At 39.5% G+C, this 7,697-nt stretch carries 6 protein-coding genes and 1 tRNA gene; 3 read left to right on the forward strand and 4 right to left on the reverse strand.

The features are described from left to right. Window positions 1-139 precede the first annotated feature (139 nt). A complete protein-coding gene (locus tag FJR08_RS22750) occupies window positions 140-1,000 on the forward strand; it encodes an outer membrane protein (RefSeq protein WP_168634668.1) in 861 nt (286 codons plus the stop codon). A 287-nt stretch (window positions 1,001-1,287) separates the two neighbouring features. On the opposite strand, the gene FJR08_RS22755 is transcribed toward FJR08_RS22750, so the two are convergent. Together FJR08_RS22755 and ccsB are read right to left on the reverse strand one after the other, a co-directional pair. After that, window positions 1,288-1,986, reverse strand: coding sequence for a sterol desaturase family protein (locus tag FJR08_RS22755; protein WP_323294432.1), 699 nt, complete (start codon window positions 1,984-1,986; stop codon window positions 1,288-1,290). Between the two features lie 193 nt (window positions 1,987-2,179). After that, complete coding sequence (gene ccsB / locus FJR08_RS22760) at window positions 2,180-3,217, reverse strand: c-type cytochrome biogenesis protein CcsB (RefSeq protein ID WP_168634670.1); 1,038 nt, start codon at window positions 3,215-3,217, stop codon at window positions 2,180-2,182. A 454-nt stretch (window positions 3,218-3,671) separates the two neighbouring features. Between ccsB and FJR08_RS22765 the strand changes: the two genes are divergently transcribed. Then, window positions 3,672-4,721: a tetratricopeptide repeat protein gene (locus FJR08_RS22765; protein WP_168634671.1), complete on the forward strand. Its 1,050-nt coding sequence runs from the start codon at window positions 3,672-3,674 to the stop codon at window positions 4,719-4,721. A gap of 454 nt (window positions 4,722-5,175) precedes the next feature. On the opposite strand, the gene FJR08_RS22770 is transcribed toward FJR08_RS22765, so the two are convergent. Both FJR08_RS22770 and FJR08_RS22775 read right to left on the reverse strand, forming a co-directional pair. Beyond that, window positions 5,176-5,790, reverse strand: coding sequence for a chorismate lyase (locus tag FJR08_RS22770; protein WP_168634672.1), 615 nt, complete (start codon window positions 5,788-5,790; stop codon window positions 5,176-5,178). 162 nt (window positions 5,791-5,952) lie between these two features. Further along, window positions 5,953-6,035, reverse strand: a tRNA-Leu gene (locus FJR08_RS22775). 281 nt (window positions 6,036-6,316) lie between these two features. Here FJR08_RS22775 and accC point away from each other — a divergent pair. Next, complete coding sequence (accC, locus tag FJR08_RS22780; protein WP_148760908.1) at window positions 6,317-7,663, forward strand: acetyl-CoA carboxylase biotin carboxylase subunit; 1,347 nt, start codon at window positions 6,317-6,319, stop codon at window positions 7,661-7,663. Window positions 7,664-7,697: the final 34 nt, after the last annotated feature.

The following is a 7,697-nucleotide window of genomic DNA, read 5'->3' on the forward strand; positions in this document are numbered from 1 at the left end:
TCAAATTTTGTGACATAGCTGGGGGGGAAGAAATGCTTTTAACAGACTTTACTGGTATCGCAGCTAAGGTCACTTTTACACAGTCTCTAACTCAAAATAATTTCGTTTTTCAGGTTGAAAATTAAGGTTTACCTACATCATGAATAAACACAAGTGCTTTTTAGGGTTAGCTATATTAGCTACTTTAGTCACGACTCCTGCTCAAGCGGAGGAAGTTTCTAGGAAAGCGGCCGACTTAATGTCCCAAAATTCTAACTCGACTGATTCAGTAGATCAAAACACTAATAATACTCAACCAGTCAATACCCCAGCATCCACATATAACAGTGGTGATACCGATTCTAAGCTGCCTGCAAGTAATTACTTTTATTTAGGTGCAAGTGTGGGTCGGGATTTTCCAAGTGATGTAAAGCTAAAAGGAAAAGCCACAGATGCTGCTACAATCCAAGCTTTGCAGAATGCCAATATCCCCAATGAGATTGAAAATGATTTGAACTTATATCCTGGCTCTTATTGGAATATAGCTGGTGGTTATCAGTGGAAAAATGCTCGTGCTGAACTAGAAATTGGTAGTGGTGCTTTTGGCAATGATGAGTTAAAACCCGTTCCCGGTAAAATAGATTTAGGCTCACGGGGGGTAGCTAATAATCAGACTCCACCAACTCCAGGAGGTGGCAAAATCAATTTAACTACCGCCTTTGTGAATGGTTATTACGATATTGCTACTAGGTCTAAATTTCGTCCCTACCTTGGCGCTGGTATAGGCTTGGGTTTTATTAGTGATCAAGATAATGGACTCAACGGGTTTGATTATGGCACATCTTTTGCTTATCAAGGAAAAGTAGGTGTTCAGTATGAAGTCGTCAAAAAGGGTAATGCCTTCGTTGAATTTAGATACGTAGGTTTGACTGGCTATACATCAAAGAAGAATAATACAGAAACCGAAATTGGTTCCATTAATTCCCCTGCTGTGAGCGTTGGTTATCGGCAAGGTTTTTAATCGTTAATTGCATATTGTGGGGTGGATTCAGATTCACCCTACAAACTTGCTTTCATTAATCGAATTCTTTGCATAAATATTTTTATATTACACAACAAAGAAATAATAAACTACACGTACAGATCGGTTGATTCCATGTTTGCTAAAAAAATGAGGTATCAAAGATATGAATTTAAAGCAGACTATTTCTGTTTGGTTCATTAGTAGCTGTTACTTGTGATTATTTAGAACAGTGTTCATCTGTTGATGTAGAATTTATTGAATAAAAATTCAACTACAATACCACATTAGTTATTACTTCTATTTTTCTTCAGAATAAATGGCGTTTTCACCATCACATCTGTATTCATCAACTGATCCCAAAACCGAAAATAAAGACCATAATTACAATTAAACTTGTGATGATGAAGAGTATGGTGAGTTGGAGTAATCCAATTTTTCCCCCAAAAACCACGCATCCATGAACGGGGATAAACCTCATAACCTGTATGATTGACAACGCCAAATATCGTCATTAATGTTAGCAATAAAATGATCATACTAATGTGAATAGGAATAATAAAAACCAAAATAGGAATAATAATTGCCGTCATCATACTCTCAACGGGATCAAAAGAAAAAGAAGTCCAGGGAGTAGGGTTAATAGATTCGTGATGCACCTTATGAAAGCGGCGATATATGCTAGGAATATGTAACCAGCGATGAGTCCAATAAAAATAAGTATCGTGGATAAATAAATATATAAACAGACTTACTGGCAAATAAACCCAGCCATATTGGATAGGATTTATATAAACTTTTGTTTGTCCTAATGCGATCATTTCCATGATAAAAGCACTGGGTAAAGCAAAAATAAGACAGGAAAAGAGAGACCATTTGATTTCGCTTTTCATTTTACTCTTCCGTCTATCCAGATCATGAAGACGACGAACTTCCCAAGACTGGGGACGACGAACCCAAAGTAACCAATAAAGCAGCGAAGACACAATCAGGTATCGTGTCGAAAGAACGAAAAACATAAACAAACTGGAGATACCAAATTGCGTCAAATTGGGGAGCATAAGGGCTGGTTATGTATTTATAAAACAACATGAATTATTATAGTTCTTTCTTTGCGCCTTTGCTCCTTAGCGTCTTTGCGCGAAACCCCCCTCTCAAAAGAAAAGGGGGAAAATGAACTTACAAAAACCAACCGTAAGAATGTAAACCCTTACCCAAAAGATTCACACCAAGATAACAAATCCAAACCACAACAAAACCAGCAGCGGCTAAAATTGCAGGTTTTCTACCTTGCCAACCGCGAGTTATTCTAGAATGCAGATAAGCGGCAAAAACTAACCAAGTAATTAACGCCCAAGTTTCCTTAGGGTCCCAACTCCAGTAAGAACCCCAGGCTTCATTAGCCCAAACACCACCGGCAATAATCCCAATTGTGAGGAGAGGAAATCCCAAACCAATGATGCGATAGCTGATATTATCGAGGGTTTCAGCCAAGTTGAGGCGTTGAGGTGAAAGAATTTCAGTGGTTTGAATAGGAGTGGTTGTGACTAAATCCAAAACCGCAGTTCCATTCCCGTTGTTATTAATTTCAACGCGAGAAAAGCCATTAGTTTCCGCAGCGGGTGTAGATGTAACTAACTCACCAGCTTTAAGTAGTTTATAGCCATTACTCCGATAACCGCCATTACCAAAGGAACTACCTTGTAATTGGATATTTTGGCCGCGAGTAACAATTAAAAATGCGATCGCTAACAATGCGCCTACCATCAAAGCGGAATAACTCAACATCATGACACTGACGTGCATCATCAGCCAATTAGATTTCAAAGCCGGAACTAAAGGCTCTGATACCTGCATATTTGATGGTAAAGTTAGAGTAGCAAAAGCAGCAATGCACATCGCTACAGGTGCAGTCACAACTCCCACCAAACGACTACGACTGCTATTTTCGGCAATTAAATGGACAGCAGTAATTCCCCAAGTCAGGAAAAATAAAGACTCGTAGAGATTACTCAGGGGAAAATAACCCGCTTCGATCCATCTTGCCCCTAATAAAGTCGCCATACACAAATTAGCGATCGCCATACCGGCTGTTCCCAAAGCCGCCGTCACCGATAAACTCGGAAAAGCCGCCCCCACCCAATAAACCAACATCGTACAGAATAAGACAGCAAAAGAGGCATTATCTAGCCAGTTCTGGAGTACAACCAGATTCATAAACACTTCTCTCCAAATTCCGATTTCCTTGATCCTAACTGGTTTTGGATATTAGTCATTGGCAAGATTAACCTTCATAATTCATAGCGCCCAGATATTTAGTTAAAAACCGAGATGTGTAGGGGTTTAGCAGTGCTTATTGGTGTCAACTTAAGCTACGGATGCGTTATTTGTTTGGCTTCCACACCCGCCCAGAAATGAATTTCCGGGCTAATAGCTAAAGTTTACTAAAGTAAACTGAGGATTTAGACAATTCTTAGTCATCTTCAGATGACTTTTGCTATTAGACTGGGAATTCATTCCCAGGCGGGCTGCTAAAGCCCTACTATGTAATCACACGATTAAGACGTTTTGAATATAAATTAGTCCGTGAGTTGCCCAAACTTACTCACGTTTAGATATAATTTATTATAAGAACAGTATCAAATTAATATCACAAAAATTACCTAAAGTTATGAAACAAAGGTTATTTAGTCAAGGGTGGATAGGGTTGACGCAAATTGTCACTCTGGCTTCCCTGACAGCATTAACGACAATTGCGACAATCAACCAACCCAGTTACGCTGAAAGAACTCTGGTTGAGAACCGAAATTTTAAAATTGATATTGATTTTGATAAGATCAATACCTCTAGTGCGACTGTAAAATCTGGAAGAAATTCCGGTATTCCTATTAATATTTTAATTCAACTGTCTCAAGGTTTATCTGAACCCCCAAAGACGACAAAACAAAAAGCTGATGATTTCTTAGTTCAGGCTGCGGATAAGTATGAAATAGGAGATTATCGCGGGGCAATATTAGCTTATGACGAAGTAATTCGCCTTACTCCTAATAATTCTGAAGCTTTATTCTATCGCGGTATGGCTTATTATAATTTAGGAGATAATCAAGCAGCGATACAAGATTACAACCAAGTTCTCAAAATTAATCCTAACGATGCCAATGCCTACATCAATCGAGGAAATCTTCGTGATGCTTTAGGAGATAAACAAGCAGCGATACAAGATTATAACCAAGCTCTCAAAATTAATCCTAACTATGCCGAAGCTTACCTCAACCGGGGACTTACCCGTGATGATTTAGGAGATAAAAAGGGAGCTATAGAGGATTACAACCAAGCTCTCAAAATTAATCCTAACTATGCCAAAGCCTACTATAACCGGGGAAACGCATACGCTACTTTAGGAGATAAAAAAGGAGCTATAGAGGATTACAACCAAGCTCTCAAAATTAATCCTAACGATGCCGTGTCCTACCTCAACCGGGGAAATGCCCGTTATGATTTAGGAGATAAACAAGCAGCCATACAAGATTACAACCAAGCTCTCAAGATTAATCCTAACAATGCTGATGCCTACTACAACCGGGGAAACGCATACGCTACTTTAGGAGACAAATTTCAAGCGATATCTGATTTTCAACAAGCAGCAAAAATATATCAACAACAGGGCAATAATGAAACTTATCAGGATGCTTTGAATAGAATTAGAAAATTACAACAATAGTATTTTTGTCAGAATCAGGATATCTGGTTACTGAGCGAAGTCGAAGTACAGGATTTAAGGATTAACAGGATGTTTAATTGTAATTGAATAATAAAATTTTGATAATTTTCTATTATTCTCACAGTTAATTTCTTCTTTGCGTCTTTGCTCCTTTGCCACTTTGCGCGAAACATAGCACACCGAAACACACGAAAAGAATGTTAATTTCATCCTGAAAATCCTTAAATCCTGTACTTCGACTTCGCTCAGTAACCAGATATCCTGATTCTGACAATTAACATACACGGATACACCAAGAGAATATTATTTTTAAGACTCACCCTTTAGTCAAAAAGTCATTTTCCCCCCAGTTAGGGTTGATTATGACACAAATTTGACATTAAAAGTCTATTAGTTTCCGCAACTGCTGTAGATGTAACCTTTCTCTGGTTTTGGGGATTAGTAATTGAGAGGATTAACTTTCATAATTCATAGCGCCTAAATATTTAGTTAAAAAAGGCGAAAAAACCTCATAAATCAAAGTTAGCGGTTGTCCATGATGCCAAAACAAATAATGGCGACCCCAAAAAGGCCCCTTTTCCTGAAAACCCAACTCTAACGCTTCTGAGTTACCATAATAAATGCCTTGAACGTCTCTATATAACTCAGTTCGTAACCGTGCTAAACTTGCCCAAATTGGTAAAGACTTGTTTTGTAAATACTCATCTACATGACTTGCTTCCCACCAAGAAGCAGCATAATATAACCGCTGACCGGAAGCAGTTCTGACCCAAACCTGTCGGCGCACTCTTGGACCCGGTAGCATCTGCATCATAGTTGGTGCATTATCAGTATTCATGCCAATTGCTGACATATCAATTACATCTACCTCCGTTGGTTCACCCGTCAATAGTTGGACGTGTCGAGTGGGAGAACCATCACCCAAAAGCAATAATTGCCAAGTAGGAGCTAACTGACTGTGAGGTAAACCGCGTTTAATAGCTTCCTCCCCACCTTGCCAAATGGGAGTTAGACAATGCCAAGCACTTGGTAGGATTAGATCATTCGTGGGATTAAAAGTAGTAATCAATGTTCTTTACAAAAGTTTATATATATTTCTATCAATAGCACAAAAACCAGCATCACTAAAGAAGCTGGCAAAGAATCAAAAATATGGATTTTTATTAAAAAATGTAAACCCGCTGCTATAATCATGTTTCTGAAATAGCAGCGGGTTATTTACATTCAAAAATGCGGATGGCGAGACTCGAACTCGCAAGGGCTATGCCCACACGCACCTCAAGCGTGCGCGTATACCAATTCCGCCACATCCGCGCGGTTTTGAACACAGATTAGAGTATAACATAAAAAAATCTCTCAAATACAATATTTTTCCAATATTTCCCAAATATTTTTTGAATGGGTATGAGACTAACAGAAATATAGTTACAGCACAAGTCATATTAAGAGGTCTAGCAAAGATGCCAGATAATCCAATAGTCTGCTAAGAATGAGGTTTGGGAATCTCCTGTCACGATTTGCAGTAATGCAACCGCTTTATGTCAACAGGATAGGAGAAAATGTCAATCTACTGGTACTGATATCGCAACTCGAAAATGAAATTTGATAAAATATTAATTGCCAATCGAGGAGAAATAGCCCTTCGCATTCTCCGTGCCTGTGAAGAAATGGGAATTGCCACAGTTGCTGTTCACTCCACTGTTGACAGAAACGCGCTGCACGTCCAACTTGCAGATGAAGCCGTTTGCATTGGTGAACCTGCCAGCAGTAAAAGTTATTTGAATATTCCCAATATTATTGCTGCTGCATTAACGCGCAATGCCGGTGCCATTCATCCTGGGTATGGTTTTTTATCAGAGAATGCCAGATTTGCTGAAATTTGTGCAGACCATCATATTGCTTTTATTGGACCTACACCCGAATCTATCAGGCTGATGGGGGATAAGTCCACCGCTAAAGAAACCATGCAAAAAGCTGGTGTTCCCACAGTTCCCGGTAGTGAAGGGTTAGTAGAATCAGAAGCAGAAGGATTAGCGATCGCTCAAAAAATTGGTTATCCTGTAATGGTTAAAGCTACCGCCGGTGGTGGTGGTAGAGGAATGCGGCTTGTCCGTTCCGAAGATGAATTTGTGAGACTATTCCTCGCGGCTCAAGGGGAAGCAGGAGCAGCTTTTGGTAATTCAGGCGTTTATATAGAAAAATTTATTGAACGTCCCCGGCACATTGAATTTCAGATTTTAGCGGATAACTACGGTAACGTGATCCATTTAGGTGAAAGAGATTGTTCAATTCAGCGTCGTAACCAAAAACTCCTAGAAGAAGCCCCTAGTCCGGCTCTTGATCCAGATTTACGGCAAAAAATGGGAAAGGCTGCCGTTAAAGCTGCCCAGTCTATTAACTACAGCGGTGCTGGAACTATCGAATTTCTTCTAGACAAATTCGGTAAATTCTATTTCATGGAAATGAATACCCGCATCCAAGTTGAGCATCCAGTTACAGAGATGATTACTGGTATAGATTTAGTAGTTGAACAAATTCGCATTGCTCAAGGGGAAAGACTAAAGCTGACACAAAAAGAAGTGGTTCTTCGAGGACATTCTATTGAATGTCGCATTAACGCCGAAGATCCAGATCATGATTTTCGCCCAGCCCCCGGTAAAATTACTGGTTATCTGCCACCTGGAGGACCAGGAGTGCGGATTGATTCCCACGTATACACGGATTACAACATTCCCCCTTATTACGACTCCCTGATTGGCAAATTAATTGTCTGGGGACCAGACCGAGCTACAGCAATTACCCGCATGAAACGCGCATTGAGAGAATGTGCCATTACTGGAGTCCCGACAACCATTCCCTTTCATCAAAAAATTATGGAAAACTCCCAATTTTTGCAGGGTAATATTTACACCAGTTTTGTTCAGGATATGAAAATGCTGTAATGGGTGATTGGTGATTGGTGATTGGTGACTGGTG

The organism is Dolichospermum sp. UHCC 0260, from assembly GCF_009711985.1.
Lineage (GTDB): Bacteria > Cyanobacteriota > Cyanobacteriia > Cyanobacteriales > Nostocaceae > Dolichospermum > Dolichospermum lemmermannii.

Bases quoted from the DNA above. Each gene is read 5' to 3' on its own strand.
- FJR08_RS22765 (WP_168634671.1), top strand. From the start codon at position 3,672: ATGAAACAAAGGTTATTTAGTCAAGGGTGGATAGGGTTGACGCAAATT.
- accC (WP_148760908.1), top strand. From the start codon at position 6,317: ATGAAATTTGATAAAATATTAATTGCCAATCGAGGAGAAATAGCCCTT.
- FJR08_RS22750 (WP_168634668.1), top strand. From the start codon at position 140: ATGAATAAACACAAGTGCTTTTTAGGGTTAGCTATATTAGCTACTTTA.
- ccsB (WP_168634670.1), bottom strand. From the start codon at position 3,217: ATGAATCTGGTTGTACTCCAGAACTGGCTAGATAATGCCTCTTTTGCT.